At 40.6% G+C, this 25,238-nt stretch carries 28 protein-coding genes; 23 read left to right on the top strand and 5 right to left on the bottom strand.

Annotated features, from left to right (window positions below; all coding sequences use genetic code 11):
- The first annotated feature begins 45 nt into the window (after nt 1-45).
- Nucleotides 46-525, top strand: coding sequence for a Tic20 family protein (locus VB693_RS05355; RefSeq protein ID WP_190702824.1), 480 nt, complete (start codon nt 46-48; stop codon nt 523-525).
- Nucleotides 526-528: 3 nt separating this feature from the next.
- Here the strand turns inward: VB693_RS05355 and VB693_RS05350 are convergent, their stop codons facing one another.
- Entirely contained in the window at nt 529-1,302 is a 774-nt protein-coding gene (locus tag VB693_RS05350) for a fumarylacetoacetate hydrolase family protein (protein WP_323265355.1), read from the bottom strand.
- A gap of 419 nt (nt 1,303-1,721) precedes the next feature.
- Here VB693_RS05350 and rpsF point away from each other — a divergent pair, with 419 nt between their 5' ends.
- The 4 genes from rpsF to VB693_RS05330 all read left to right on the top strand — a co-directional run bounded on the left by rpsF (nt 1,722) and on the right by VB693_RS05330 (nt 5,663).
- Nucleotides 1,722-2,048 carry a 30S ribosomal protein S6 gene (rpsF, locus tag VB693_RS05345; RefSeq protein ID WP_190702831.1) on the top strand — a complete coding sequence of 109 codons (327 nt, stop codon included), beginning with the start codon at nt 1,722-1,724 and terminating at the stop codon, nt 2,046-2,048.
- A gap of 360 nt (nt 2,049-2,408) precedes the next feature.
- The gene (locus VB693_RS05340; RefSeq protein WP_190702834.1) at nt 2,409-2,969 is read left to right on the top strand and encodes an Npun_F5560 family protein; all 561 of its coding nucleotides are present in this window, start codon (nt 2,409-2,411) and stop codon (nt 2,967-2,969) included.
- 412 nt (nt 2,970-3,381) lie between these two features.
- Complete coding sequence (locus VB693_RS05335; protein ID WP_323265391.1) at nt 3,382-4,083, top strand: conjugal transfer protein TrbI; 702 nt, start codon at nt 3,382-3,384, stop codon at nt 4,081-4,083.
- Between the two features lie 338 nt (nt 4,084-4,421).
- Complete coding sequence (locus VB693_RS05330) at nt 4,422-5,663, top strand: S-layer homology domain-containing protein (RefSeq protein WP_323265354.1); 1,242 nt, start codon at nt 4,422-4,424, stop codon at nt 5,661-5,663.
- A gap of 156 nt (nt 5,664-5,819) precedes the next feature.
- On the opposite strand, the gene VB693_RS05325 is transcribed toward VB693_RS05330, so the two are convergent.
- Nucleotides 5,820-7,151 carry a HAMP domain-containing sensor histidine kinase gene (locus VB693_RS05325; protein ID WP_323265353.1) on the bottom strand — a complete coding sequence of 444 codons (1,332 nt, stop codon included), beginning with the start codon at nt 7,149-7,151 and terminating at the stop codon, nt 5,820-5,822.
- A gap of 280 nt (nt 7,152-7,431) precedes the next feature.
- Between VB693_RS05325 and VB693_RS05320 the strand changes: the two genes are divergently transcribed.
- Nucleotides 7,432-7,749 carry a DUF3155 domain-containing protein gene (locus VB693_RS05320; protein WP_190702843.1) on the top strand — a complete coding sequence of 106 codons (318 nt, stop codon included), beginning with the start codon at nt 7,432-7,434 and terminating at the stop codon, nt 7,747-7,749.
- A gap of 555 nt (nt 7,750-8,304) precedes the next feature.
- On the opposite strand, the gene VB693_RS05315 is transcribed toward VB693_RS05320, so the two are convergent.
- Both VB693_RS05315 and VB693_RS05310 read right to left on the bottom strand, forming a co-directional pair.
- Nucleotides 8,305-8,838 carry a cofactor assembly of complex C subunit B gene (locus VB693_RS05315; protein WP_323265352.1) on the bottom strand — a complete coding sequence of 178 codons (534 nt, stop codon included), beginning with the start codon at nt 8,836-8,838 and terminating at the stop codon, nt 8,305-8,307.
- Nucleotides 8,839-9,069: 231 nt separating this feature from the next.
- Nucleotides 9,070-9,417, bottom strand: coding sequence for a PadR family transcriptional regulator (locus tag VB693_RS05310; protein WP_190702849.1), 348 nt, complete (start codon nt 9,415-9,417; stop codon nt 9,070-9,072).
- Nucleotides 9,418-10,097: 680 nt separating this feature from the next.
- Between VB693_RS05310 and VB693_RS05305 the strand changes: the two genes are divergently transcribed.
- From VB693_RS05305 to rpsN, 10 genes are all read left to right on the top strand, one after another.
- Nucleotides 10,098-10,676 carry a DUF3611 family protein gene (locus VB693_RS05305; RefSeq protein ID WP_323265351.1) on the top strand — a complete coding sequence of 193 codons (579 nt, stop codon included), beginning with the start codon at nt 10,098-10,100 and terminating at the stop codon, nt 10,674-10,676.
- A 248-nt stretch (nt 10,677-10,924) separates the two neighbouring features.
- Nucleotides 10,925-12,205: a serine--tRNA ligase gene (gene serS, locus VB693_RS05300; protein WP_323265350.1), complete on the top strand. Its 1,281-nt coding sequence runs from the start codon at nt 10,925-10,927 to the stop codon at nt 12,203-12,205.
- Nucleotides 12,206-12,323: 118 nt separating this feature from the next.
- Nucleotides 12,324-12,560, top strand: coding sequence for a type II toxin-antitoxin system Phd/YefM family antitoxin (locus VB693_RS05295; protein WP_323265349.1), 237 nt, complete (start codon nt 12,324-12,326; stop codon nt 12,558-12,560).
- Nucleotides 12,557-12,820, top strand: coding sequence for a Txe/YoeB family addiction module toxin (locus VB693_RS05290; protein ID WP_323265348.1), 264 nt, complete (start codon nt 12,557-12,559; stop codon nt 12,818-12,820). Before VB693_RS05295 ends, VB693_RS05290 begins: the two co-directional genes overlap by 4 nt.
- A 100-nt stretch (nt 12,821-12,920) precedes the next feature.
- Nucleotides 12,921-13,103 (top strand): hypothetical protein, encoded by a 183-nt coding sequence (locus tag VB693_RS05285; protein WP_323265347.1) that lies wholly within the window; start codon nt 12,921-12,923, stop codon nt 13,101-13,103.
- 7 nt (nt 13,104-13,110) lie between these two features.
- Nucleotides 13,111-13,353 (top strand): hypothetical protein, encoded by a 243-nt coding sequence (locus tag VB693_RS05280; protein ID WP_323265346.1) that lies wholly within the window; start codon nt 13,111-13,113, stop codon nt 13,351-13,353.
- Nucleotides 13,346-13,729 (top strand): type II toxin-antitoxin system VapC family toxin, encoded by a 384-nt coding sequence (locus tag VB693_RS05275; RefSeq protein ID WP_323265345.1) that lies wholly within the window; start codon nt 13,346-13,348, stop codon nt 13,727-13,729. Before VB693_RS05280 ends, VB693_RS05275 begins: the two co-directional genes overlap by 8 nt.
- Before the next feature lie 143 nt (nt 13,730-13,872).
- The gene (gene rseP, locus VB693_RS05270) at nt 13,873-14,958 is read left to right on the top strand and encodes an RIP metalloprotease RseP (protein WP_323265344.1); all 1,086 of its coding nucleotides are present in this window, start codon (nt 13,873-13,875) and stop codon (nt 14,956-14,958) included.
- On the top strand, nt 14,955-15,656 hold the full coding sequence (gene nth / locus VB693_RS05265) for an endonuclease III (protein WP_323265343.1): 702 nt from the start codon (nt 14,955-14,957) through the stop codon (nt 15,654-15,656). The genes rseP and nth overlap by 4 nt, the downstream gene beginning before the upstream one ends.
- 153 nt (nt 15,657-15,809) lie before the next feature.
- Nucleotides 15,810-16,112 carry a 30S ribosomal protein S14 gene (gene rpsN, locus VB693_RS05260; protein WP_190702869.1) on the top strand — a complete coding sequence of 101 codons (303 nt, stop codon included), beginning with the start codon at nt 15,810-15,812 and terminating at the stop codon, nt 16,110-16,112.
- Nucleotides 16,113-16,188: 76 nt separating this feature from the next.
- Here the strand turns inward: rpsN and VB693_RS05255 are convergent, their stop codons facing one another.
- Nucleotides 16,189-16,518 (bottom strand): hypothetical protein, encoded by a 330-nt coding sequence (locus tag VB693_RS05255; RefSeq protein WP_190702872.1) that lies wholly within the window; start codon nt 16,516-16,518, stop codon nt 16,189-16,191.
- A gap of 126 nt (nt 16,519-16,644) precedes the next feature.
- Here VB693_RS05255 and aat point away from each other — a divergent pair, with 126 nt between their 5' ends.
- From aat to hpsP, 7 genes are all read left to right on the top strand, one after another.
- The gene (gene aat / locus VB693_RS05250; protein WP_323265342.1) at nt 16,645-17,220 is read left to right on the top strand and encodes a leucyl/phenylalanyl-tRNA--protein transferase; all 576 of its coding nucleotides are present in this window, start codon (nt 16,645-16,647) and stop codon (nt 17,218-17,220) included.
- Between the two features lie 388 nt (nt 17,221-17,608).
- Nucleotides 17,609-19,084 (top strand): phosphoglucosamine mutase, encoded by a 1,476-nt coding sequence (gene glmM / locus VB693_RS05245; RefSeq protein ID WP_323265341.1) that lies wholly within the window; start codon nt 17,609-17,611, stop codon nt 19,082-19,084.
- 207 nt (nt 19,085-19,291) lie between these two features.
- Complete coding sequence (locus tag VB693_RS05240) at nt 19,292-20,035, top strand: glycosyltransferase family A protein (protein ID WP_323265340.1); 744 nt, start codon at nt 19,292-19,294, stop codon at nt 20,033-20,035.
- A 59-nt stretch (nt 20,036-20,094) separates the two neighbouring features.
- Nucleotides 20,095-21,735 (top strand): hormogonium polysaccharide biosynthesis protein HpsL, encoded by a 1,641-nt coding sequence (gene hpsL / locus VB693_RS05235; protein ID WP_323265339.1) that lies wholly within the window; start codon nt 20,095-20,097, stop codon nt 21,733-21,735.
- 86 nt (nt 21,736-21,821) lie between these two features.
- Nucleotides 21,822-22,817, top strand: a complete 996-nt coding sequence (gene hpsN / locus VB693_RS05230; RefSeq protein ID WP_323265338.1) for a hormogonium polysaccharide biosynthesis glycosyltransferase HpsN — start codon at nt 21,822-21,824, stop codon at nt 22,815-22,817.
- Between the two features lie 32 nt (nt 22,818-22,849).
- Complete coding sequence (gene hpsO / locus VB693_RS05225; RefSeq protein ID WP_323265337.1) at nt 22,850-24,025, top strand: hormogonium polysaccharide biosynthesis glycosyltransferase HpsO; 1,176 nt, start codon at nt 22,850-22,852, stop codon at nt 24,023-24,025.
- 27 nt (nt 24,026-24,052) lie between these two features.
- Nucleotides 24,053-25,237: a hormogonium polysaccharide biosynthesis glycosyltransferase HpsP gene (gene hpsP, locus VB693_RS05220; protein WP_323265336.1), complete on the top strand. Its 1,185-nt coding sequence runs from the start codon at nt 24,053-24,055 to the stop codon at nt 25,235-25,237.
- The last annotated feature ends 1 nt before the right edge of the window (nt 25,238 follow it).

Genomic DNA, 25,238 nt, shown 5'->3' with positions numbered 1-25,238 from the left:
CTAGGCTCAAGTAACTCTAAAAATTTAGCCAAAGGAGAATGCACAATGGCGTGGCGCGGGACTACAACAATTGCCGATAGAATTTTTGCTTGTTTACCTTATCTTTTGCCTATAATTGATGGTCTAGTGTTCGGGAGTTTTTTGTTAAGACAATTTCCAGCACTACAAGTCCTTCTATTACCATTGCAACCAGTATTGATAGTTTACGGTAGCTTAGGACAATTGGGTCAACTGCTCGTTTTCTTTGCTTTATTCATATTCGTAGTCAGAAACGAGAAAATTAGTCATTTTATTCGTTTCAACACCATGCAGGCAATTCTGCTGGACATTGTGATATTTTTGTGTACTATACTAGTGCGAATTTTAACGCAAATTCCTAATACTGGCTTTGCCATCGAGACAATAGCAAACACAATTTTTCTGGGGATCGTAGCAGCCGTAGTCTATTCAGTTGCTCAGTCATTACTAGGACGTTATGCAGAAATTCCCGCCATTTCTGACGCGGTGTATATGCAGGTACGCTGATACTTAATGGGATGCCACTGTGTTTTCTAGGCGACCGATACCTTCGATTTCCACACGGACGCGATCGCCTACTTGCAATGGGCCAATACCTTCTGGCGTACCCGTTAACACTATATCTCCGGGTAGCAACGTCATAACCTGACTGATATAAGACACTAAAAAATCAGGAGGAAAAACCATCTGATCAATACGCGCAGATTGCACTGGATGAGAATCATCATTCACAAACGTCTGCAATTTAGCACCAGGATTTAATTCTCGGACAATCCAAGGCCCTAGAGGACAAAAAGAATCAAAACCTTTAGCTCGCGTCCATTGACCATCCTTTTGTTGTAAATCCCTTGCTGTCACATCATTGGCGATTGTATAACCCCAAATTTTAGTTTGGGCTTCCTCTTGCGTGCAGTTACAAGCGCGATCGCCAATTACTAATGCTAATTCACCTTCATAGTCTACTCGTTGCGACTGAGGAGGATACTTAATTGCTGTCTCCGAGGGAATAATCGATGTTGGTGGTTTAAGAAAAATTAATGGTTCAACGGGTACTAATGTTCCCATTTCTGCCGCATGATCCGCGTAATTCTTGCCTACCGCCACAATCTTCGAGGGAGCGCAAGGTGCAAGAATTTGGTAATTTTCTGCTTCTAAAACTAACTCTGTGGGTTGTCCGTGTAGCCAAGGTGGAGCATCCAACACCTGCACGTTCAGGGATAGTTGTAATAACCCATAGTAAATCTTTCCTTCTTGATTTTGAACTCGCACATAGCGTTGGGCCATAACCTTGATCAATATCCTCTTGTCTAAAGTTAAAAGTAGAGATTGGAGACTGGGGACTAGGAATTTTAGATTTTGCGGAAAGTTCTGTAGGCAGGTTTCCCAACCTAGGAACGCCACTTGCTACAAGCCGGGAAACCCAGCCAACGCAGTGGCTCAACTTTTCAAGACGGATTTTGGATTGAACAATCTAAAATCCATTCATTGGACATCCAAAATTGCAAAGCTGGGGACTGGGGACTAAAGTTGCCAATTCTCATCAACAAGGTTAATTTTGGCAGATGGAGCTGATGATTAAAATAGAAAACTGGTAAGATTATAGTTCCTTGTTGCTTCAGATGTTCATTGATACTAGTAACTTTAACAAAGTGATTGTATAAATTAGCATTAGCAGCCAGATGTCCAAAAGGAGAATTACATCCATGTCCATAGTTTACGAAACACTATATATTCTGCGCCCAGACCTGACAGATGAACAGGTAGAATTAGCGATCGCTAAATATCAGAACTTGCTCAAAGATCAAGGTGCTGACAACATCGAAATCCAAAATCGTGGTAAGCGTCGTCTTGCTTATGAAATTAACAGGCATCGTGATGGCATCTATATTCAAGTAAACTACACTGGCCCTGGAACAGTGATTGCTCCCTTAGAACGCGCAATGCGTTTGAGCGAAGACGTAATTCGCTACCTCACAACCAAGCAAGACGTGTCCGAGGCTGAAGCCGAGGAAGTTGCTGTCACCGCTTAAGGCGATTTTAGTGAGTAGTGAGTAGTGAGTGCTGTTAGTTTAGCGAGACGTAAGTCAGTCCTAGTTAGCAAATCTACACTACGGTACTTCATGAGAGTCGCTACCAATCGCAAAACTGCCAGGACGCAGTATATTCCTTATGACGATAAACCCTCCTACCGGAGGGGCTTCACAAGGAACAAGATTTTTATTCAGCACTCATAACTCAGCACTCAGCACTAACAAACAAAAAAATTTTTACCTTCTGCCTTATTTTGTGATGGAGTTGGGAATGCTAAATTAACATTACTTGCCAAAAGCAGGTGATCGCAGTTATATCCAAGGTTGGAAAATATTCTTCAATCGGAGCTTTAAGCCAGCGTGAGCCAAACTGAAATACCCAACATCCAAGCTCTCTCTACAGAAATGTCGCAGCTGCGCCAAGAGTTACAGCTACGCGATCAATTAGTTCAGCAACTATCTCAAGAACTTTTCCGGCTAGTCAAGGGTAATACTAATTTTATCCCTCCTCGATTAGAGGCGGAACAGGATTTAACTCAGTTAAAAGCTTTGCAAGAACAGTTACAAGCTGTTGAGCAGCAAGTAACTTTCTATCAAGAGCAAATCACATCTCGTGATTTGGAAATTTACCAACTGCGCCAATCGGTGCAAGAGTTAACTGACCGTAGTCGGATGTTAGAGCAAGTAGTACAGGAACTACCTCAAATTTACAGGCGTAAATTTGAAGAACGGATGACTCCAGTCAGAGAAAAAGTAGCTACCTTACAGAGAGAAAACCGCCAGCTACAAGCTGAACTTCAGAGTGTAAGTTATCGCTTGGCTCTTAAAACCCGTACTTCTAGTCATAGTGGTATTGATTTACCCAACTTTCCTCGTCCAATATCTGGACAAGGTAACGTTTCTGCTGTGCAGAATGCCTGAAATAGCAAAAATTTAAACGTAATTATCTAAACATATTCCTAAAATCGCAGTTTAGTTGAAAAACTGTCTACTTTTATATTGCTTAATCTTAAAATTTAATTTTTAATATTACTTATCATTGCCAGAGCCTTGCCACAATACTTTTACGAGAAGAGTGGGGTTTTCTTGGCGAGAAATCTTTGGTCAAAATAATAACGCCAGTAGAAACGTTGCAATATCTCTACTAAAGTTCAGATCATCCCAAAATCCTCATGTAGAGAAGCGATTTATCCCATCTGCTCAGACTAATTCTCTACGCAAATAACACTTAAATGAACCGTATTGCCCTATGCACAGGTTTAAAAGCAGTCAGAAACAATCTCAGTAAATGCTCGTCATGAAACCTATCACAGCAATCAAACCTCAAAAGTTTATGAACCACCTGAATCAATGGAAATCTGGAGCAGCCGCAGTTATGGCAATGACAATTACCACAGGTGTCATTACCCCGATAATTGCCTTTGCTTCTGCGGCTAATGCTCAATACAATATTGGACAAAATAGAAGAGTTGCTATCCCTGCTGGAGTTAGTTTTCCTGTTAGACATGACAAAGAGAAAGTTGTTGTTAGCCGGGGAGAAACTATACAGTTAACCTTGAAAGTTGCTAACAATATTATTGATGGAAATCGAAATGTTTTGATTCCTGCTGGTACTGAAGTTATTGGACAATTAGAACCAGTATATTTTGATGGACAATATTCTTCTACAAACAGAGACAATAAAGATAACGTCAGAGGAGTAAGATTTGTCGCTAGAGAATTAGTCTATACTTCAGGCATAAGACAAACAATTAATGCTAACTCTCAGACAATTACTCAAACTGAGAAAATCAGCAACAATGATTCTAGTAAAGTATTAACAGATGCCGCGATTGGTGCAGGTGCTGCGGCTGCAATTTCACTGATTACAGGTAATAGAAGAATTGAAATTGGAGAACCTTTAGGTGGTGCAGCAGCAGGTGCTTTAGCTAGCGTACTATTACGGAAAAAAGAAACTGAAGTATTTGTAATTAGACCAGAGCGTGACTTGAGACTAGCACTTAGTTCTAACTTGAATGTAGATTTAATCCGCTAATAAGCTGCGCTTAATTTTAATTTTGACTGTCATGATATTCAATTAGCGATCGCTACTTTCATTTTAAGTAGGCGATCGTTGATTTTTTTTGGCAAATTAAATCATCGTTTATTAAACAATAGATATCTAATTCTCACCCTCAAAAAGTTAGCAATATAGCAACAAGTGATTACACTATTACTTGTTGCATATATTTTGTGATATAAATATCTACCTTATTTAGAATATCCAGACAAAATAATATTTCTAATCATAGAGACATATGGGAAACTTTTTAATGTATAAATTGTCTAAGTAATTAACAAGATAAACAAATAATTGTGTGGAGTCCTAAATATATGTTTAAATTAAATCGTTGGCAATCTAGCACTGCTGTACTTATGGCTTTGAGCATCACAGCAGGAACTGTTGCACCTTTTGTTATAGCTGCTCCATCTTTTGCTCAAACTACTTTTTCTGATGTTTCATCTAACTACTGGGCAGCACAATTTATTCGAGAATTATCACAGCGAGGTGTAATTGCTGGTTTTCCTGATGGTAGCTTTCGTCCAGAAGAACCAGTGACACGCGCTCAATTTGCCGCAATGGTGAACAAAGCTTTCCAAAAAGCACCCGAACGTCAAGCAATTGGATTCGTAGACGTACCCAGCAACTATTGGGCATATAGTGCTATTCAGCAAGCCTACACCATCGGTTTTTTATCAGGATATCCCGGTAATAGCTTCAGACCCAATGAAAACATTCCCCGCCAGCAAGTTTTGGTTGCTCTAGCCAATGGTCTAGAATATGCTCCTGGCGGTAACGTTGAAAGCACTCTGCAATATTTCAACGACGCTTCTAACATAGCAGGCTATGCCCGTAGCCCTATCGCCGCCGCGACTGAAAAGCAAATTGTAGTCAACTATCCCAATGTCAGGTTTTTAAGTCCCACCAACACCGCTACACGCGCTCAGGTAGCAGCTTTTATTTACCAAGCATTAGTTAGTTCTAATCAAGCTTCAACGATTAATTCACCCTATATTGTAGCTATTCAACCTACAACCCCAACGCCGATTGCTGTCACCATTCCTCAAGGGACAGTTATTCCTGTGAAGTATGATAAGGCGGAAAAAATTCTGGTGACAAAAGACGAAACAGCACCTTTGACACTGACAGTAGAGCAAAACGTTGTTACTCAACAAGGAAATGTAGTTGTTCCTGCTGGTAGTCAGGTGGTGGGTCAACTCAGACCTACTCAGGGTGGTTCTCAATTCGTTGCCCAAAAATTGGTTTTAACCACAGGTCAAGAGTATGACATTAGTGCAACTTCCGAAGTTATCAGTAAAACTGAAACCGTCAGAAAGGGTACTAGTACAGGTACAATTCTCAAAAATACTGTGTTGGGTGCAAGTGCAGCAGCTGCGGTATCTGCGGTTACAGGCGATCGCGCGATCGCTACAGAAGAAGTCTTAGGTGGCGCGGCTATTGGTGGATTAATTGGTTTATTCTTCGGTAGAAACAGCGTAGACTTAATCGCCATTGACCCAGACACAGACTTACAAATGACAATTAATCAAAATTTACTGGTTTCGTTGAGATAGTTAATCTGACTTTTCTCGTTATGTGGAAAAATCTATGCTGAACCTAACCCTGTAACCCATTCCCTACTAGAAAAGTGAAGATTTAAAGCCTCTCTCCTTCCAAGTTTGGAGAGGGGTTTTCCAAATCTCGTGAACAGTCAGGATAGTTGACATTGACTAATGACTAATTGGCAACCAAATAATCACACTTGTTCCTGGCGCATTTGGTGTAGCGATCGCCGAGTTGATAGCCGGGCTGAAAACTTCTATTTGTCCGTGCATCTGCTCAATTAATTGTTTAGCGATCGCTAATCCCAAACCTGTGCCGGGAATTTCTGTTTGGGCTTGCACTCCTCGATAATGTCTTTCCCCTAGATGGGCTAAATCTTCGGGCGGAATACCAGGGCCAGTATCACTAATTGCTATGCCTTGAAAATTAGCTTTTTCTTGCCCTAATTCAATATAAACCTTACCGCCTGAAGGAGTATACTTGAGTGCGTTATCAATGATATTACTCAATACTTCTTGTAAGGATTTAAGATTAGCTCTAACTAACGGTAAGCCCTGAGGAACTTCCAATATTAATTCTAGATTCCTCTCTTGAGCGATCGCTTGAGCAGAAACTAGCAATGGTGTTAATAATTCAGCCAAGGAGAAATCAGTTGCTTTGTCTCCTGTGCCTGGTAGTAATAATACTGGTTGAGATTCTTTTTGTACAGTAGCTTCTACAAATGCTTCATTGTCTGGTAGTGAAAGAAGCTCTGAATCCAGATTTGCCCAATCTATCACCTCATCAAATTTTTGCAGCAATTCCGTCAGGCGATCGCTTTCCCTGACGATATTGTCTCCCACATCCCGATTTATATCTCCTGGTCGCAACCGCTTTAATAACAGTTTGCCAAAGGTGCGTAAGGCAGTTAACGGGTTACGGAACTGATGTAATAAGTTATCTAACAAATCTCGCTGTTGTTCTTGCAAAATTTGCTGTTGATGCAGTTGTTGTTGCAACCAGGCTCGACGTTGATCCAATATACAAGCGATCGCTAATGTTTGCCCAATGGTTTGAATTTGGTTCTGTTCAGGTTCACTCCACGGGCGATCGTCTCTACCTGTCACCAATAATCCCATCATCACACCCTCATGAATTAAAGGAAAGACAAATTGATACCCACTCAACAAAAAGTCTTCTTCTAATTGCGGTTGTTCAGTTTGGGGTGTTTCTGTGGTTGGTGCTGGTGTCAATAAATTTCCTTGTTGCTGAGGCAGTGCCAACAAATTTCCTATTTGCAGTTGTTTGCTGGCTGTAGCCTCAAAAATTTCCTCTCCTGGCAATATTACTGCGGTTTCTGGGTAAACTACTACAGGAATGAGTTTTGTCTCACCTGTGGGAGACTCTACCAATTCTTGGGTTAAATAAACCACGCTTAAAGATGCTCCCAGCCCTTGGGTCAATAGTGCTATTTGCTCTCGGCATAGAGCAACAAAATCTGAACTGGCAGACATTAACATTTTTCAGCTCTTGCTCAGGATCACAGAATTTGAGAGAAGATAAAAGAAAATACTTTGTTTTCCCCCATTATTTAATAAAGCTTAACTAAATATTTTCAGTAATAGTTTTCACTAAAGGATTATTTACTTTTTCGCTCTCATTTAATCTACTGTCAATAATAATATTTTCGCTGTATCAAAAATTAAAAAACTATTGATCTTTTGAACTAGAACCTATATAATTACGACGGATTTTGTAGCTATCACTACAATCTATAGCTTGAAAGAGGAGGAAAATAGGTTGGCAAGGAGACGCAAAAGAAAGAGTCGTCGTCGCCAAGAAGGACGGCGTATTTTAGAACATGTGCCTCAATATAGCATCGAGAGCGGCGAAGAAAAACCTGTGACAGCAGCCAGAAAATTCATTCAAGCTGAAGGTATCTTGCCACCAGCATTGCTACTCGTAAAGCGAAATGAACACACAACAGACCGCTATTTCTGGGCAGAAAAAGGGCTGTTTGGCGCTCAATATGTGGAAGAGAACCATTTTTTGTTTCCTAGCCTGCGGATACTAGAACCTCCCGTAGGTTTAGAGCCAGTGGCTGTGGGCAGTCGCTGAGTTACAAATGGTTATCTTACGTGTTGAGTGCAACTTCTGACAACCATTTAACTGGCAAAGATGCTCAGTTTATGCAAAGTTTCCATTTTTTTTAAGTTTGTAACTGATTTGCCAGTAAATTTGGACCAAGTACATGGGCAATCAACTATAAACCAAGGTTTTTGGTTTTTATTGATTTCTATTTGGTCGCATCCTACACAAGGGAGTCAAGATAGAGCAAAAAGCATCCAAAAGCGAGAGTTAAGATGTACTTTCATCTTCTGGATTGCCCACAAAGCTCTGCCAGCACATACTGATTTCTCCTACGACATAATGTCGTAGGAGAAATCAGTATCCGAATAGGTATCTATCTAATTCCCTATTGTTTATCCGGTTGCTCGACAGGTGCAAAATTCTGTATTTTAAAACCAGAGATTTAGCACCAACGGCAACAGGAAAGTTGTCAAACACTCAACATTTAGCCTAAACATTCAGGTCATCAGGACGCATCGAACATCAATTACTAGTACACCAGGGCGTAAAAAGCCTATTCTATAAGCTTTTTGACTTTTGACCCTAGGCATTGCCAGGCTTGAGCTGCAATGTTTTCTGTAATTCAGCTAGCTCATCACGATGAGCTGTCACAGTAATTTTGCTAAAAGAAACTTGATCTTTAAAGTTTGGTTCAAGTTTGAGCAACACTTTTTCAAGTCTTCCCGCCTTTTGCCAATAGAAAAAACCACTCAAAGGTGAAAGTAGTAACAGCCCGAAAAAAACTAGGCTGTATTGAGGAAAAAGGAAAGATAGAACCAATGATAAACAGACAAGACCAACAGCAGCTAGCAGAGTTAAAAAGACAGCTAGAAAAATGCTGGGCTTGACAAATCCTTCAAAAGCTACTAAGTTTTTTGACTTGTCTATCTCTACTACTCGGTAAGAGCGAGAGCGAAAATAATCTTGTAATTGAGGCATGAAGACTGCTTCATCTTGCTCAGATATCAGCTGTGTTGTTTGTGTCCTGTCTTTAGTCGCAGCACGAATAAAGAAAAGCAGCCCAACCGATAATAACAAGGTTAGCAGTAACGTGGATGGCAAAATAGCAGTATCCATAATGGGTTATGACTGTTTAACATCGAGGAGATTTATTCATTATTAATTATCAACGCCAGTTAATATAATTATCCGCTTTGATTTTTGTATCCCTTAGGGGAGCGTAGCCATACTTGCTTGCGTAGTCAGGGAATAGGGAGTAGGGAATAAGCATTTTCGAGTTTTCGAGTGATGTTGACTATACTTCTACACCCCTAGACATTTACCTAACTAGCGACTTGGGTTATTTAATTACTTTATCCTCTGAGTTATGTAATCTTGCCAAAGCCGAGCCAAATCGAGTGATTGTCCTTCCCATTCTGGGGAAATTTGGTACATTCGCCTAGGCCGACCTCGACCCTCCAACTTCTTCCAATACCCATTAATAGCATTATGGTCTTCGAGAAATTTAATGGCACTGTAAAGCACAGTGTCAGAAAGCCGATAGGTGGGGTATTCAGTTTCTAATTGTTGAATCAACTCAGTACCGTAGGATTCCCCTTGTAGCAACACATCCAGAATGTAACAAATTGCTAGTTCTTGGCAGAGATAAGTTGGCGGAGGATTCTCAAAGAATTGATATATATCCTCAATTTTCATAATTTAGTAAATGGCTAAAAGTATGCCTTAGGGTGGAATTTACATCTTTGTAGCCAGTATACGCTGCTACTCTAATCCGAGTAAGTATATAGTGCTACCTAGACAGAATTTCCTAAGTGTAAACATCAAAATGAGAACCCACGATTAGAAATCAGGGAAAATAACAAAAGTTTTAGGAGCGTGAAAATAAAACGCTCCCAGCCTAGCTTTAATTAGTGTTGTGAGGAGCAATCAAGACAGTAGATTTTTCTACTACCTTTGTTTTAAGTAATGCGGAGCTGGTTAGAACTGCTTAAACGTAAGATGCTATCGAAAGAATTTTACAGGTAAAATGTCTTTTTGTCTGTAAATCTGGAAAAGTTAACCAATACTTTTTTAAAAAATCAACATTTTAGTGCAAATCATCAAAAAATTGAGCAACTAATGATGATATGGTGGCAAGCTCAAGACCTGTAGACAGGCTCAAAATATGCAACACTGAGATGTCTAACCTTGAGATATTCGTATCTCATCTGGTAAGTGTAGTATTAACAGGGCTGACACCAAAATGGTAGGGATATAGGGGTGTGAGTGTAAAAGATTTGATCACTAACATTCTTGAGCCTAGGCTTTCAGCTATCGTTACCTGTGTGTAAGTCATCCATAAAATCAGTAAGTGCCTAGCAGGTTGGTGATTCAGTATGTCACAAAACTCCGATGCTCCTTCGTCCTCCTCTAATCTCCGAACAATTGCCCAGACATTTCGCCTCACGGGTTGGATTAGCTTTTGGATTCAATTAGTGCTAGGTGTAGTTTCTGGGATTATTGTCTTATTATTTGCTGTTTTCAGTCAAAGAGCAGGCAGTCCTAGTAATAATCCTGGGTCTAGTTTCGGTGTCTTTTTAGCAGTTTGTGGAATATTAATCTTAGGTGGTGGGCTATATCTGGCTTATCGTTATACCAGAATTGGTAAGCAATTGCTGTCATCGAACCCTAGCAATCGTCCTCGGAAAATTGAGACAGTACAGGTTTTACGGTTAGGGCTATGGGTAAATTTAGGGGGAACACTAGTTACACTTTTGGGAGCGCAGGCGATCGTCGGTACACTGGTAGCTAGGTCAATATCTCCGCAAGCCATCACAACTCAATTTTTTGACCCCACCAGAATCATTAGTGGTTTAGATATGCTGGTCGTACAGGCAAATATTAATACTGTGTCAGCTCATTTTGCTGGGTTAGTTGCTTCACTATGGCTACTCAATCGCATCAACCGCTCTTAATCAATTCAAAATTCAAAATGAAAAGCCCAGCATTTATTAGCATCTTGGCTATACACTATGTGCAAATCCAATGTGGAACAACTTAGTAGCCAAAACGAGGCGAACCAGTTGTTTGCCCCATTCCCTACTCCCACTCCTGATTCCCTCTTTTAATATAATTTTTGTATTTGCTTTTCTTGGCATGGCAAGTCAAAATCAGTATATGCTGATGTGTTGGCAGGAATTAGGCAAAAGACTGAGAAAAATCTGTGCTGGATATTAAGCAAATACGGGAAAACCCCCAACTAATTCAGGAACGGTTGAATAGTCGTAGTGGTAAATACGACATAGAACCGATATTACAGTTAGATAGGCAGCAACGAGACATAGAAGTTACTCGTAGCCAACTGCAAGCTCGAAGTAATGAAATTGGTAAACTCGTTGGGCAGAAGATTAAATCTGGCGTGAGTCCTCAAGACCCAGAAATTCAAGCACTACGGGATGAGGGTAATAGTGTTAAAGCCCAATTGAGCGAACTAGAACCTAAAGAAAAGGAACTCAAAGCAGAAATTGAGCAACTTATCCTCGCAATTCCTAATGTACCCAGTGATTTTACACCCCTAGGTAAAAGTGAGGAAGATAACTTAGAAGTTCGCCGTTGGGGTGATGAGTACATACCTCAGAATCCCAATATTCTACCGCATTGGGAAATTGGCGAAAAGCTAGGTATTCTCAATGTCGAGCGAGCTGTGAAAGTTGCCCAAAGTCGCTTTGTAAACCTCATCGGTGCTGGTGCAGCACTGGAGAGGGCATTAATTAACTGGATGCTGACGATGCAAACCCAAGCTGGGTATGTAGAAGTTAGTCCGCCGCTTTTGGTAAATAGTCAGTCTTTGACGGCTACAGGCCAGTTACCCAAGTTTGCAGAAGAAAGTTTTAAATGTGCTGATGATGACTTATGGCTGATTCCGACGGCAGAAGTACCCGTGACAAACCTTTATCGGGGAGAAATTCTAGGGGCGGAAAGTTTGCCTATATACCATTGTGCTTATACTCCTTGCTTTCGTAGAGAGGCGGGTAGCTATGGGCGTGATATGCGGGGGTTAATTCGCTTACATCAATTCAATAAAGTGGAGTTGGTAAAATTTGTACATCCCAATACCTCTTTTGATGAGTTAGAAAAATTGGTAGGCAATGCAGAAGCGATTTTACAGGCTTTAAAGTTACCTTACCGCGTGATCAATTTATGTAGTGGGGACTTGGGTTTCTCTTCCACTAAAACCTATGATTTAGAAGTTTGGCTACCTTCTTCTGGTAAGTACAGAGAGATTTCCAGTTGTTCTAATTTTGTAGACTTCCAGGCGAGACGGGCGGATATTCGGTTTAAAGAAGCTGGGAAGAAAGGTACTCAGTTCGTCCATACCCTCAACGGTTCAGGCTTGGCTGTGGGGCGCACAATGGCAGCTATTTTGGAAAATTATCAACAACCCGATGGGACAGTGTTGATACCGGAAGTATTGCAACCTTTCTTGGGAAGAGAAGTGTTGTAATTAAGTCAAAGGGTAAACCAGTAGAGGCGTTTTAGGTAGCGTCTCTACACTGTCGTATGATTTTGTAGAAATCATCTTAGTAGGGGATAACAAATAAAGGATAAGGATTGACAAATTAATGATTCCAATTAATGAAGCTCAACAGCAGTTACAGGATTTAATTGATTCAGTGAATCAGTCCCATCAACCTATTGTGATTGCAGGGAAGAGTAGCAATGCCGTTTTGTTGTCGGAAGCGGACTGGGTATCTGTACAGGAAACCCTCTACCTTCTCTCAGTTCCAGGAATGCGGGAATCAATTCAGGCAGGACTTGCAACACCGATTGAGGAGTGCAGTCGGGAGTTAGAGTGGTGAGTTGGGATTTAGTTTACACTAAACAAGCTCAGAAAGATTCTAAGAAACTAGCTGCTAGCAATTTACGAGATAAGGCGCAAAAATTACTCGATATTATTCAAACCAATCCATTTGAGAATCCTCCACCTTATGAAAAGGTAGTGGGAGATTTAGAAGGTGCATACTCCCGACGAATTAACATTCAGCATCGTTTGGTGTATGAAGTTATTGAATCCGAAAATACGGTAAAAGTCTTGCGGATGTGGACGCATTATGAGTAGTAGGATACCTCAGTTACGTTCAATTGGCTTAATCCCAATGTAAGCGATCGCCCAAACTATAATTTAAGAAAGCACAAAGGTTAATAAAACCCTGATTGCCATGTTAAAAAGTTACGAAGCGATTTATGAAAATGGTCAAGTAAAATGGGTATCGGAACAACCCCAAGTTAATACCGCTCGTGTCATTGTTACCTTTATAGAAGAAACCTTACCATCGAAAAAACAACGCACTCCCCCGGCATCTATTGCTGGCAAAGGTAAAACATTGGGGGATATTGTTTAGTTCAATTATGAGAGCATTAGAAATAATCGTCACAATTACCCAGGATGGTAAGTTGCTAGTTAATTCTCCTATAGACCTACCTGTGGGTGAATATAATGCTGTCCTTGTACTAGAAGATCAACCCATCAGTAGTAGTATTCAAACTTCTGTCCAAGAAGCTCAGGCTCTTTTGAGAAAATATATTCCTGCTAGTAGAAGGCTTTCTCAAGAGTTAATTGAGGAGCGAAGATTGGAGAGCTGGAGTGAGTGAAGTTGTTGTAGATGCTTCTGCTGTTTTAGCATTGCTTAATCAAGAAACTGGTAGCGAAGAAATTTTGCAGTTGATTGACAATGCAGCAATTAGTAGTGTCAACCTATCGGAAGTTATAGCAAAGTTAGCAGAAGCAGGAATTCCTGAAGAAGAGATTAGGCAAATTCTATTGAATCTAAATCTTGAGGTAATTCTTTTTAATGAAGAACAAGCTCTGAGGGCTGGTATGATGCGTCCGGCTACTAAATCTATCGGACTTTCATTTGGAGATCGTGCTTGTCTGGCTTTAGGTGTTATTCTCAACCAGCCTGTGATCACCACTGATCGTTTGTGGAGTAACCTTAATATTGGAATTGAAATTCGAGTAGTGCGTTAGTGCGTAGGCAGAACATTATTATAGGCATCGCTAGGCTGAATCCAAGCATCATCTCACCCTGGGAGATTAGGTTGAGTCTGTGCGTCCGTTCCCTAACTACTACAATAAAAATATATATCCAAATATTTTGACTAATTTGCTCTATGTCAGTTTTAGCAGCGATCGCAGTCTTGGCTGTATTAATTTTGGTACATGAGTTGGGACATTTTATTGCAGCCCGTTCTCAAGGTATCCATGTCAACCGCTTTTCTTTGGGGTTTGGCCCAGTTCTTTGGAAGTATCAAGGCCCTGAAACCGAATATGCTATCCGCGCTTTTCCTTTGGGTGGCTTTGTTGGGTTTCCTGATGATGACCCCGATAGCGAGATTCCTCCCAATGACCCGAATTTGCTGCGTAATCGGCCAGTTTTAGATCGAGCGATCGTCATTAGTGCAGGGGTAATCGCCAATTTAATTTTTGCCTATATGTTACTGGTAGGCCAAGTTAGCTTCATTGGTATCGGCCAAGCTAGTCAACCAGGGGTATTAATTCAACAGCTAGCACCAGATGTCAGTAATGTAGCCACTAAAGCCGGACTACAAGCAGGAGATGTGATTCTTGCAGCTAATCAACAACAATTTGGCACTTCCCTCCAAGGAATCGATAGTTTAAGAGACATCATTAAAAGTAGTCCCAATCAGTCGATTCAACTAGAAATTGCCCGTGGTGACAAAAAGCTATCTGTGAATGTCATCCCTGAAGCCAAGCCTAATGGTGGCAGTATTGGGGTGGGACTTGCACCTAATGGTAAAGTTGAACGCCGTGCAATTACTAATCCCGGAAAGGCTTTAAGCATCGGTGCTACTGAATTTCAGCGCATCGTAACCATGACTTTTAAAGGCTTTGGACAGCTAATTACTAACTTTGGTGAAACAGCCAGTCAAGTCTCCGGCCCCATTAAAATTGTCGAAATTGGAGCTAACATTGCCCAAAACGATACAGGTAGTTTGTTCTTCTTTGGGGCTTTAATTAGTATCAACTTGGCAGTCATTAATATTTTACCCCTCCCGGCTTTGGACGGAGGACAATTAGCATTTTTGCTGATCGAAGGTTTGCGCGGTAAACCCTTACCTAATCGGATTCAAGATGGTGTGATGCAAACTGGTTTAATGCTACTCTTGGGTCTGGGAATTTTTCTGATTGTTAAAGAAACTACCCAGTTGGAGTGGGTACAAAAATTGTTCCAGTGAGTACAAACCGCAAATCCCTATCTAAAAAGCAAAAAGCTCTAGAAATTCTGACTCGCTTGAAGCGGTTGTATCCAGATGCCACTTGCTCCTTAACTTATTCAACCCCTGTGCAGCTGCTGGTGGCTACGATTCTTTCGGCTCAATGTACAGATGAGCGAGTTAATCAAGTCACCCCAGCTTTATTTAGTCGGTTTCCTGATGCCGCGAGTTTAGCAAATGCTGACTTAGCGGAGTTAGAAAACTTGGTACGTTCCACTGGGTTTTATCGCAATAAGTCCAAAAATATCCAAGGGGCTTGTCGGATGATTGTGAACGAGTTTGACTCTGTAGTTCCCGATCAAATGGAACATCTGTTAAAGTTGCCTGGGGTAGCACGTAAGACTGCCAATGTGGTTTTAGCCCATGCCTATGGGATTAATGCGGGGGTGACAGTAGATACTCATGTTAAACGTCTCAGCCAACGCTTGGGTTTAACGAAGTATCCAGATCCCATCCACATTGAAAAAGATTTGATGAAGTTATTACCGCAGCCAGATTGGGAAAATTGGTCAATTCGCCTGATTTATCATGGTCGCGCTGTGTGTAAAGCCCGTTCTCCTGTTTGTCTAGCTTGCGAACTAGCTGATTTATGCCCTGCGGTGATGGTAGGAGGTAGGGGAGCAGGGGGAGCAGGGAGTAGGGGGCAAGGGGCAGGGTAGAATTTTTCAGAACTCAGCACCGGCTAAACGCCGCGCTACCGCTAACAGCACTCAAGACTCAGCACTCTCTAGATAAATAGTCAAAAAGAGAGACGATCAGCCTGTACTAAATGTAGAATGGAAAATGCTGTCTTTACGTTGGTAAGATAATTTATGGCAAAGAAAAGTATGATTGAGCGCGAGAAAAAACGCGCTAAGTTGGTGGAAAAGTATGCTGCCAAGCGTGAAGCTCTTTTAGAAGAGTTCAGAACAACAGAGTCTCCCTTAGATAAACTAGCAATTCACCGCCAAATCCAACAGCTACCCCGCAATAGTGCGCCTACTCGTCAGCGTAACCGTTGCTGGTTAACTGGTCGTCCTAGAGGCGTTTACCGTGATTTTGGGTTGTCTCGGAACGTTCTACGGGAATGGGCGCATGAAGGCCTGTTACCTGGAGTAGTTAAGTCTAGTTGGTAGTTATTTAGTCAATAGTCATTAGTCAATAGTCCAGACATGAGCTTTTGACTTTGGACTTTTGACTGTAGACTTTCTTTTATTGTCCGCAACAACGGTCGATACCCAGACTTTCTAAGAGTAGATCGCTGACGGCGTTGGCGATCGCAAACTCTCCATAAAAGCTTTTGGAAAAATCAAACGCCTGCATCTCTGTGACAATGGCAATCACTAGAGAACCAAGGTCATTTTCCCCTTCCATTCTCTGACGCAAAAAAATCTGTGCAGCGCGTTGAGCAATCTTTTGATTAACTGCTTCTGGAATAAATTCTGTATCCAGCCACCGCAGCAAACGTTCTTGTAACCATTCACCTTCGAGGTGGGGATTGTCTGAGGGTGGTAGGGTGATAGGTGGTATTGGTTGTGTCATCGTTATTAAACGCACAGTATGGGGCATTGGGTATGGGGCATTGGGCGTAGGGCATTGGGGTAAAATTTCCTCCCCTGCTTCTCTGCTTTCTGCCTTGTTTTTTTATGTTTATTTTTAGTTTTATCTATGCAATATGATCTTGCCGCTATTATACAAGGCTATGCTCAAGGCTATTTTCTCATGGCTGATGACGATACTGGACTGGGATGGTACAAAAGTCGCGATCGCACTTTGATTCCTTTAGATGATAAATTTCGCTACCCCAAGTCTTTGCAGCGTGTCTTAAATCAAGAACGGTTTACTGTGGCGATTAACCGTGATTTTCACTCTGTAGTCGCCGGTTGCTCTAACCGAGAAACCACCTGGATTTCCGCAGAATTAGCAGAGATTTACTTATTACTGCACGAAGCTGGCTTTGCTTATAGTTTTGAAACTTGGCAAGGTGACAAACTCGCTGGGGGTATTTTAGGCATTGTCATTGGTGGTGCTTTCATTGGCGAATCGATGTTTTACCTGATTCCCGAAGGTTCTAAAGTAGGGATGGTCAAGTTAGTCGAAAGATTACGCCAAAGACAATTTGTTCTGTTTGATGCTCAAATGATGAACCCCCATTTGGAAAGGTTTGGTGCTTATTGCATCAATGATGAAGACTATCAAATTCTACTGCAAAAAGCATTGTTGAATCCTTGCACTCTGCTCTGAGGGTGTAAGCAATACGGTTCGGATCAGATAATTTGCCAAAATAATCACGTCTATCAGAGACTTTGCAGTGCAACGTCTCTACCTACTAATGACTATTCACCTCTTCTTTAAAAAAAATTTTGTGAAGTTAACAAATTTGCCCTGGTAAATACCGCAATCAGGAGTTACACTTGGGAGCATCTTAGTTAGGCAGGTATATTGAGATGTAAAAAATTCCCGAAACCTCGTTATTTTCTCAGTAAAATTCCCTAAGAAGTGAAGTAAAAAATTTCTGAATAACAAAGAAAAATAATTATCATAAAAGCAAAGCAAAGAACGTTGACTATAAATTGTTAAATAACCTTTAAAGTGATAATCTCCTGTGTGAGTGTGTGGGGTGTTTAAGCATATGGTTTCATCAATAACTCGAACTCAAAGCAACATTCGAGTGATTTCTGCTTCTGAAGTTGAGAAGTTAGGTAAGGGATTTGAGCAGAATAATGCACTGAATTTACTATCTTTGCCTGCAAATCCCCTGTTTGGTACAGATGGGATTCGTGGCAAAGTCGGAGAATTGCTAAGTGCGCCGTTGGCATTGCAAGTCGGTTTCTGGACTGGTGTAGTTCTACGTGACCATGTTGATCGGGATGGACCGATCATTTTGGGACAGGATTCCCGCAACTCTAGTGATATGTTGGCGATGGCATTGAGTGCAGGGTTAACAGCCGCAGGAATAGAAGTTTGGTATTTAGGATTATGTCCTACTCCTTGCGTCGCTTATCTGACTAGCATCAGTGCAGCCATAGGTGGGGTGATGATTTCTGCTAGCCATAATCCACCAGAAGATAATGGGATTAAGATTTTTGGGGCAGAAGGTACTAAGTTATCACTAGCGTTACAGAAAAAAATTGAAGATGGATTGCGTGGTAGTACCTCAGTTACAGGCGAGGGGAATCATTGCGGACGGCATTACTCACGTCTGGAATTAATTAAAAATTATGGCGAAGCTTTACAAAAACCCTTAGAAAATGCTGGCAATCTTCAGGGAATGAAGATTGTTTTAGATTTAGCGTGGGGTGCATCTGTGGGGTTAGCACCTGCTGTGTTTCAAGAAATGGGGGCAGAGGTCATTTGCTTGCATAATGAAGCCGATGGCGATCGCATTAATGTTAACTGCGGTTCTACCCATCTAGACATTCTGCAAGCCACTGTGCAAGAACATAACGCTGACTTAGGTTTCGCCTTTGATGGCGATGCCGATCGCGTTTTGGCTGTAGATCATACTGGCAGATCAGTCAATGGTGATTACATTCTCTATCTTTGGGGACAAAATCTCAAGCAACAGCAACAATTACCAGATAACTTGATTGTATCTACAGTCATGGCTAACTTGGGCTTTGAGAGGGCTTGGCAACAACAAGGTGGGCAATTAATTCGCACAGCAGTAGGTGATCAATACGTGCAAGCCGAAATGCTGAAAACGGGAGGGATGTTAGGTGGTGAACAATCTGGTCATATCCTTTGCCGACACTATGGTTTGACTGGGGATGGGTTACTAACAGCCTTACACATAGCTGCTTTGGTGAAACAGGCTGGTGTTTCTTTAGCGGAATTGGTAGACCAAAGTTTTGATACCTATCCCCAATTGTTGCGGAATGTGCGCGTGACAGATCGCGATCGCCGTTTGAATTGGCAAGATTGCGAACCTGTGCAGAAAGCGATCGCCTCTGCGGAAGCGGCAATGGGCAATTCTGGCAGAATCTTAGTCCGGGCTTCTGGTACAGAACCAGTGATTAGAGTCATGGTAGAAGCGGCTAGCGCAGAACTAGCTAACTACTGGACAGATGAACTAGTAACACAAGTACAGCAACACCTTGCCATCTAAGTTTCTGTGATTCCACCAATCTTGGTTGTTGCCCCATTTCTCAGCAACATTTCTATTGCGGAGAAATGGGATAATTAGCCAGGATGATTTGCGTATAGCAGGATACATGAGAAGACTTCTTCATATATATCTCAGCGACGGGACATTAATTGTTACTATGTTATTATTTACGCGTTAACTATTGCGGTACTTATAAAAGGTAACAATATGCTTGTTTTTGTTATCCCACTTAAAGGTCGAGAATTTTCAAAATCATGGGAGCGTGTTACACATTTATTTGAAAGATGTATTAAATCAGTTTGTCATCAAACTTCGCCAGATTTCCGGGTAATTGTGGTTTGCAACGAGCAACCAGAAATAGAATTTCATCACCCTAACATAACATACTTGACAGTTGATTTTTCAGACCATAAAGAGTCCCTTTATATCAATCGTGGACGCACAGATAAAGGAAGAAAAATCCTGCAAGGATTAGTATATGCCCAACAATTTGCTCCTACTCATACTATGGCATTAGATGCCGATGATTGTATCAGCAGAAAGTTAGCAGAGTTTGTCAAAAACAATCCTCACAGTAATGGATGGTTTATCAATCAAGGTTATAAATATCAAGAAGGTAGTGACTATATATATAGTAAAAGAAATAACTTTTATAGAATGTGTGGTAGTTGTAATATTTTGCGATATGATTTAAATTTTTTACCAGAACACCCAGAATATAACCGTGGATATGGCTATTATAAATATTATCTAGATCATGCCAAAGTTAAAGATATTTTGACAGACAAAGCCCAACCTATTAGCCCATTACCATTTCCCGGTGCAATTTATATATTAGAAACAGGAGAAAATCTTTACTATGATCGCACAAAGCTAACTTTCAGCATTTTTAATCGTAAAAAGATTACGCAATCGATGAGAGAGGAATTTGGATTATATAACTTACCGTAATCTGAATTTATTAGGTCAAAAATATACTTTTTCTAAGGCTGATAGGCTAAAACGCACCTATGCCAAAATTAAAATCCAAGTCATCACGTGCTAAAAAATCAACACAGCAACCACAGAAAGAAACGCCAACCCTGAGCCTAAAAGACAGGTTAGCCAAAAAGCGGAAAGAGACTCAAGCGCGTAAAGAACTGATTAGTTTACTAACTACCGTCTCTTTCTTCAGCTTCTTTGTTGGTATATTGATGTTTTTAACTGTAGGAATAAAGGCAGCAGTTCCCACGGTTTTGGGAATTATTGTGGTGTCTATATCTTACAAATATCCAAGGTTAGCTCTTTTTGCTTTTCTGGTTTACGTACCTTTTGGGGGTACAATCACTTACTACATTGGGAACAGTCCTATCTTACAACTAGCTAAGGACTCGTTCTATCTTCCGGCTTTAATCGCAATTTGGCAAACTTGCCGGAAGCAGAAACTACCTCTAATTCTGCCCTCTGCTATCAGAACTCCACTATTTATTTTATTTGGCTTGTGTATGCTGACCTTGCTGTTTATCAATGGTGGACAGCAACTAAACCCACCTAGTGTGGGGCAATTCCAAGCAGCTACTAGCGAAATACCTATAGGTATGGGTATTTTGGGACTAAAAGTATTTTTAGGCTACGTCCCTTTGATTGGTTGCGCTTACTACTTAATTCGTGACAAACAGGATTTTCTATTCTTATCTCGCCTCCAGGTAAGCGCGATCCTCATATGTGGAGCATTAGGTATTATTCAATACGGACTATTGTATACAGGGATCTGTGAAGGTACTAGAAATGCTTCAGGTGCTGACCTATTCAAAGCCACCCTGGACGCACGTTGTTATTTTGGTGGTTCTCTAGTTTATAGTCCTAGCCAAGGAATTATTCGCTTACCGGGAACATTTGTTGCTCCTTGGCAATGGGCATGGTTCTTAATTTCCAGTACCTTTTTAGCCTTTGCTGCGGCTTTCTCTGACCCCTCTTTCATTTGGCGTGCAATCAGTTTAGGTTCATTGGCAACGGTATTTATTAATGCCGTTGTTTCGGGGCAGAGAATTGCACTAGCTTTAGTACCAACGTGCTTTATGTTGTTGCTAATACTCACAGGTCAAATTGCCAACCTCAAACGCTTTATTCCCATTGGTATAGGCTTGGCTGCCATCTTAGGAATTGCAATGGTCACTAACCCTGCTGTAGTTCAAGAAAGGGTTGATAGTTTATCTGGTCGTTGGGACGCTTCACCACCAGAGGAATTTATCGTCCAACAATTTGAAGAGAACTGGAAAACTGTAGAGACTCCCATAGGCAGTGGTTTGGGAAGGGCTACTAACTCGGCTCGCAGTTTAGGTGGAACTAAGTTGGTGGAAACCTACTATCCCAAAGTGCTGTATGAAGTTGGCATTGTGGGATTATTGGGTTTTGTCGCCTTAGTGACTACCCTGACGGTTACAGCCTTTAAAACGTATCGTTCGATAAAAAACCGTAGTTTCCGTACTTACGCAGCTGCTATATGGGTGTTTATATTGTTTATCAGTTACAACACTTACTACTATCCTTTAGATGTCGATCCAGTAGCTGTATATTACTGGTTTTTTGCTGGAGTTCTTTTCAAATTACCAATACTGGATAAACAAGAAAGGAAAAATGAAGCACTTGAAGAAAAAGGAAAAAGTGTTTGATGTTGAAAAAATAGTCTGACCTGTTTGTGCGGATATATGACCAGAAAACAACTTAAATTTTGATAGCTTCATTTATCATCAAAAATATGAATAATCAGCCTTTAATCACTGTAATTATTCCTACATACTGTAGAGAAGAAGCATTAAGAGATAGCGTTGCAGATGTTTTAAATCAAGATTATCCAAATTTTGAGGTTTTGGTAGTAGACCAGTCACCAACACACCAACCAGAAGTGCAAAATTATTTGGAAGAACTAGCAGCAGCAGAAAAAATTAAATGGTTTAAACTGAACTGGGCAAGTTTACCGGGTGCGCGGAACTATGGTGTCAGACGGGCATCTGGGGAAATAATTATTTTTATTGATGATGATGTCAAGTTAACCTCCAACTATATCTCATCTCATGCCAAAAACTATCTACAAAACCCAGAAATAGGGGCGGTGGCTGGACGGGTATTTGACAGAATGAAATTAGGTGATTCTGGGGGAGAATTTGAGATTGAATATCTACCCCCAGAGGCGATGGACGCTGGAATAGCTTGGTATCACATTGACTTAGTACACACCATTAAGCCTCAACAAGTTCTGACAGCCAGGGGTTGCAATATGTCCTTCCGCCGGGAAATTTTCACTAAATACGGACTGCACTTTGATGAGAGGTTTCGCGGTAGTGCAGTGCGGGAAGAATCAGATTTTTGTCTGAGGTTACGGCAGACAGGGTATAAGATTTGGTATGACCCAGAAGCTAATTTAGTCCATCTGGGGGAAGAAACAGGAGGCTGTCATGATATTAGTATGCGATCGCTCAAATATCAAATGACCTTCTATCACAATCATTTTTTGATGGGGCTGAAAAACCTTACTGCTAGCCAATCTTTACGTTTATACGCCCGTTTATTTGATTGTCACGTCCTTGGTCGTCCCCCTTGTCATAAAAGTGGCTCACCTATAAAAATTGCTACTCGTGGTGTATTCTATATCTTGGGTTTCTTCAAAGCTTTGGGGACTGTCATTCAATCTAATTGGGATGATGGGCAAATTTACAGTCGTCTTGATCAAGAGTCAACCCCTACGGGGAATTAAAAATTAAAAATTAAAAATTAAAAACCCCATAAATGAAGATTTTAGTTGCCAGTCATACCTATATCGTAGACCTCAATTGTGAAAAACTTCGGGCTTTATCTCAACTGCAACCTGGTATTGAGGTGACAGTTGTAGTTCCTAAAGTTTGGAAACCTGGTGGTGTACAAAATAAAACTATTGCCACCCAATATAGAGATGAAGGTGCATTTAGAATAGTTCCGGTTTCTAATTTTAGTCAAAACCATCAAGGTCTACTTACCTTCGGTGCTGATTTAATAACTTTATTGCGACAGTTTCGCCCCCAAATTATCCAAGTAGAACAAGGTTCTAGGAGTCTGGCTTATACTCAGATGATTGTCTTAAATCAGTTATTAGGACTGGAGGCAAAAAATATCTTTTTTACTTGGTGGAATTTACCTTACGAATTAAAACTACCAGTTGCTTTATTAGAAAAATATAACCTTAACCACAGCCACGGTATCATCTCTGGTAATCAGGATGGGGCTGAAGTTTTACAACAAAGGGGTTATCAAGGCGCAATTAAAGTCATGCCGCAATTGGGTGTAGATGAAAATCTTTTTACTCCTCAAGCACAACCAGAACTAGCTGCTAAATTGGGTATCACACCCAAAGATTTCATTGTGGGCTTCGTAGGGCGTTTTGTTCCAGAAAAAGGTTTATTCACACTCTTAAAATCATTAATTACTTTAAAAAATAAACATTGGAAACTACTACTATTGGGACGAGGTCTTTTAAAAGAAGAATTAGTCAAAATAATTACAGAAAATAATATTCAAGATAGGGTGATTTTCGTAGAGAGTGTGCCTCATGATGAAGTCCCCAACTACATTAATTTAATGAGTACCTTAGTCTTGCCTTCAGAAACTACATACAAATTTAAAACTCTCACTTCTGTTGGTTGGAAAGAACAGTTCGGTCATGTACTAATTGAGGCTATGGCTTGTAAAGTACCTGTGGTTGGTTCTGATTCGGGGGAAATACCTTATGTAATTGGTGACGCTGGTTTGGTATTTCCTGAAGGTGATGCTCAAGCTTTAGCTAATTGTTTATTACAGCTTATGGAAAAACCAGATTTGGCTCATAATTTGGCTGAAATTGGTTATCAGAAAGCAATGGATAAATATACGAATCAAGCTTTAGCCAAGCAACAATTTGAGTTTTATCAGGAGTTAGTCAATAGTCATTAGAATTATAATCAATAAAAATTAAATAAAATGAAAATTTTACATATTGTTCCATCGATTTCTTTAATCTATGGTGGACCTAGTCAAATGGTGCTAGGACTAGCACCGGCTTTGGCTAAAGAAGGGGTAGAAGTTACGGTACTAACTACAGATAGTAATGGTGATACTGGTCAAAAACCTCTGGATGTACCTTTAAATGTACCTATAAAACAAGATGGCTATGATATTATTTATTTTCGCTGTGCGCCATTTCGGCGTTATAAATTTTCTTTGGATTTACTAAATTGGTTAAAAACTTACGCTAAAGATTTTGATTTAGCACATATTCATGCCTTATTTTCTCCGGTGAGTAGTGCGGCGGCGGTTGTATGTAGCCAACAAAAATTACCTTATATTTTACGTCCTTTAGGAACGCTTGATCCGTCTGATTTACTGAAGAAAAAACAATTAAAAAAGCTGTATGTAGAAATTATTGAACGGCGTAATTTAGCTAAAGCAGCAGCGATTCATTTTACAAGTGAACAAGAGGCAAAAATCTCAGAAAGATTTGGTGCAGCTACACGAGATTTGGTGATTCCTTTAGGTGTGATTCCTCCTAAATCTTTACCTAAAAATGGGAGAGATTTGATAAATAATAATTTAGGTATATCAAAAGATTTACCTTTAGTGCTATTTATGTCACGACTTGACCCAAAAAAAGGTTTAAATCTGCTAATTCCAGCATTAGAAAAATTATTAGCATCTGGCACAAACTTTCATTTTGTCTTAGCTGGTGCAAGTCCCCAAGACCCGGATTATGAACACAAAATCAAAGAACAAATCGATAATTCACCTTTAAAATCGCACACAACCATCACAGGTTTTGTCAGTGGTGAATTAAAAACTAGTCTACTGCAAGCAGCTGATTTATTTGTCTTGCCTTCTTATTATGAAAACTTTGGTATTGCCGTAGCTGAGGCTATGGTAGCCGGAAAACCTGTAGTTATTTCCGACCAAGTGCATATTTGGCAAGAGGTGCGTGATAGTGAATCAGGGTGGGTGGGAACAACAGATGTATCATCGTTGGTAGACTTGCTACAAGAGGCTTTGCAAAACCCTCAAGAATGTCAGCGTCGGGGATTAAATGCTCAAAAGTATGCCCTAGAAAATTTTAGCTGGGATGCGATCGCAAAACAAACTATCCAAGCCTATCAAGAAATTATCACGAATCAGTGAA

The sequence above is a fragment of the Anabaena sp. UHCC 0399 genome, assembly GCF_034931465.1.
GTDB classification, from domain to species: domain Bacteria; phylum Cyanobacteriota; class Cyanobacteriia; order Cyanobacteriales; family Nostocaceae; genus Trichormus; species Trichormus minutissimus.
The sequence above is the reverse complement of the archived record's forward strand: the minus strand, read 5'-3'. Positions and strand labels throughout refer to the sequence as shown.

Excerpts from the sequence above, each read along its gene's own strand:
- VB693_RS05355 (WP_190702824.1), top strand. The coding sequence starts at position 46 with ATGGCGTGGCGCGGGACTACAACAATTGCCGATAGAATTTTTGCTTGT.
- VB693_RS05350 (WP_323265355.1), bottom strand. The coding sequence starts at position 1,302 with ATGGCCCAACGCTATGTGCGAGTTCAAAATCAAGAAGGAAAGATTTAC.
- rpsF (WP_190702831.1), top strand. The coding sequence starts at position 1,722 with ATGTCCATAGTTTACGAAACACTATATATTCTGCGCCCAGACCTGACA.
- VB693_RS05335 (WP_323265391.1), top strand. The coding sequence starts at position 3,382 with ATGAACCACCTGAATCAATGGAAATCTGGAGCAGCCGCAGTTATGGCA.
- VB693_RS05330 (WP_323265354.1), top strand. The coding sequence starts at position 4,422 with ATGTTTAAATTAAATCGTTGGCAATCTAGCACTGCTGTACTTATGGCT.
- VB693_RS05325 (WP_323265353.1), bottom strand. The coding sequence starts at position 7,151 with ATGTTAATGTCTGCCAGTTCAGATTTTGTTGCTCTATGCCGAGAGCAA.
- VB693_RS05315 (WP_323265352.1), bottom strand. The coding sequence starts at position 8,838 with ATGGATACTGCTATTTTGCCATCCACGTTACTGCTAACCTTGTTATTA.
- VB693_RS05310 (WP_190702849.1), bottom strand. The coding sequence starts at position 9,417 with ATGAAAATTGAGGATATATATCAATTCTTTGAGAATCCTCCGCCAACT.
- VB693_RS05305 (WP_323265351.1), top strand. The coding sequence starts at position 10,098 with ATGTCACAAAACTCCGATGCTCCTTCGTCCTCCTCTAATCTCCGAACA.
- VB693_RS05295 (WP_323265349.1), top strand. The coding sequence starts at position 12,324 with ATGATTCCAATTAATGAAGCTCAACAGCAGTTACAGGATTTAATTGAT.
- VB693_RS05285 (WP_323265347.1), top strand. The coding sequence starts at position 12,921 with ATGTTAAAAAGTTACGAAGCGATTTATGAAAATGGTCAAGTAAAATGG.
- VB693_RS05280 (WP_323265346.1), top strand. The coding sequence starts at position 13,111 with ATGAGAGCATTAGAAATAATCGTCACAATTACCCAGGATGGTAAGTTG.
- rseP (WP_323265344.1), top strand. The coding sequence starts at position 13,873 with ATGTCAGTTTTAGCAGCGATCGCAGTCTTGGCTGTATTAATTTTGGTA.
- rpsN (WP_190702869.1), top strand. The coding sequence starts at position 15,810 with ATGGCAAAGAAAAGTATGATTGAGCGCGAGAAAAAACGCGCTAAGTTG.
- VB693_RS05255 (WP_190702872.1), bottom strand. The coding sequence starts at position 16,518 with ATGACACAACCAATACCACCTATCACCCTACCACCCTCAGACAATCCC.
- aat (WP_323265342.1), top strand. The coding sequence starts at position 16,645 with ATGCAATATGATCTTGCCGCTATTATACAAGGCTATGCTCAAGGCTAT.
- glmM (WP_323265341.1), top strand. The coding sequence starts at position 17,609 with ATGGTTTCATCAATAACTCGAACTCAAAGCAACATTCGAGTGATTTCT.
- VB693_RS05240 (WP_323265340.1), top strand. The coding sequence starts at position 19,292 with ATGCTTGTTTTTGTTATCCCACTTAAAGGTCGAGAATTTTCAAAATCA.
- hpsL (WP_323265339.1), top strand. The coding sequence starts at position 20,095 with ATGCCAAAATTAAAATCCAAGTCATCACGTGCTAAAAAATCAACACAG.
- hpsN (WP_323265338.1), top strand. The coding sequence starts at position 21,822 with ATGAATAATCAGCCTTTAATCACTGTAATTATTCCTACATACTGTAGA.
- hpsO (WP_323265337.1), top strand. The coding sequence starts at position 22,850 with ATGAAGATTTTAGTTGCCAGTCATACCTATATCGTAGACCTCAATTGT.
- hpsP (WP_323265336.1), top strand. The coding sequence starts at position 24,053 with ATGAAAATTTTACATATTGTTCCATCGATTTCTTTAATCTATGGTGGA.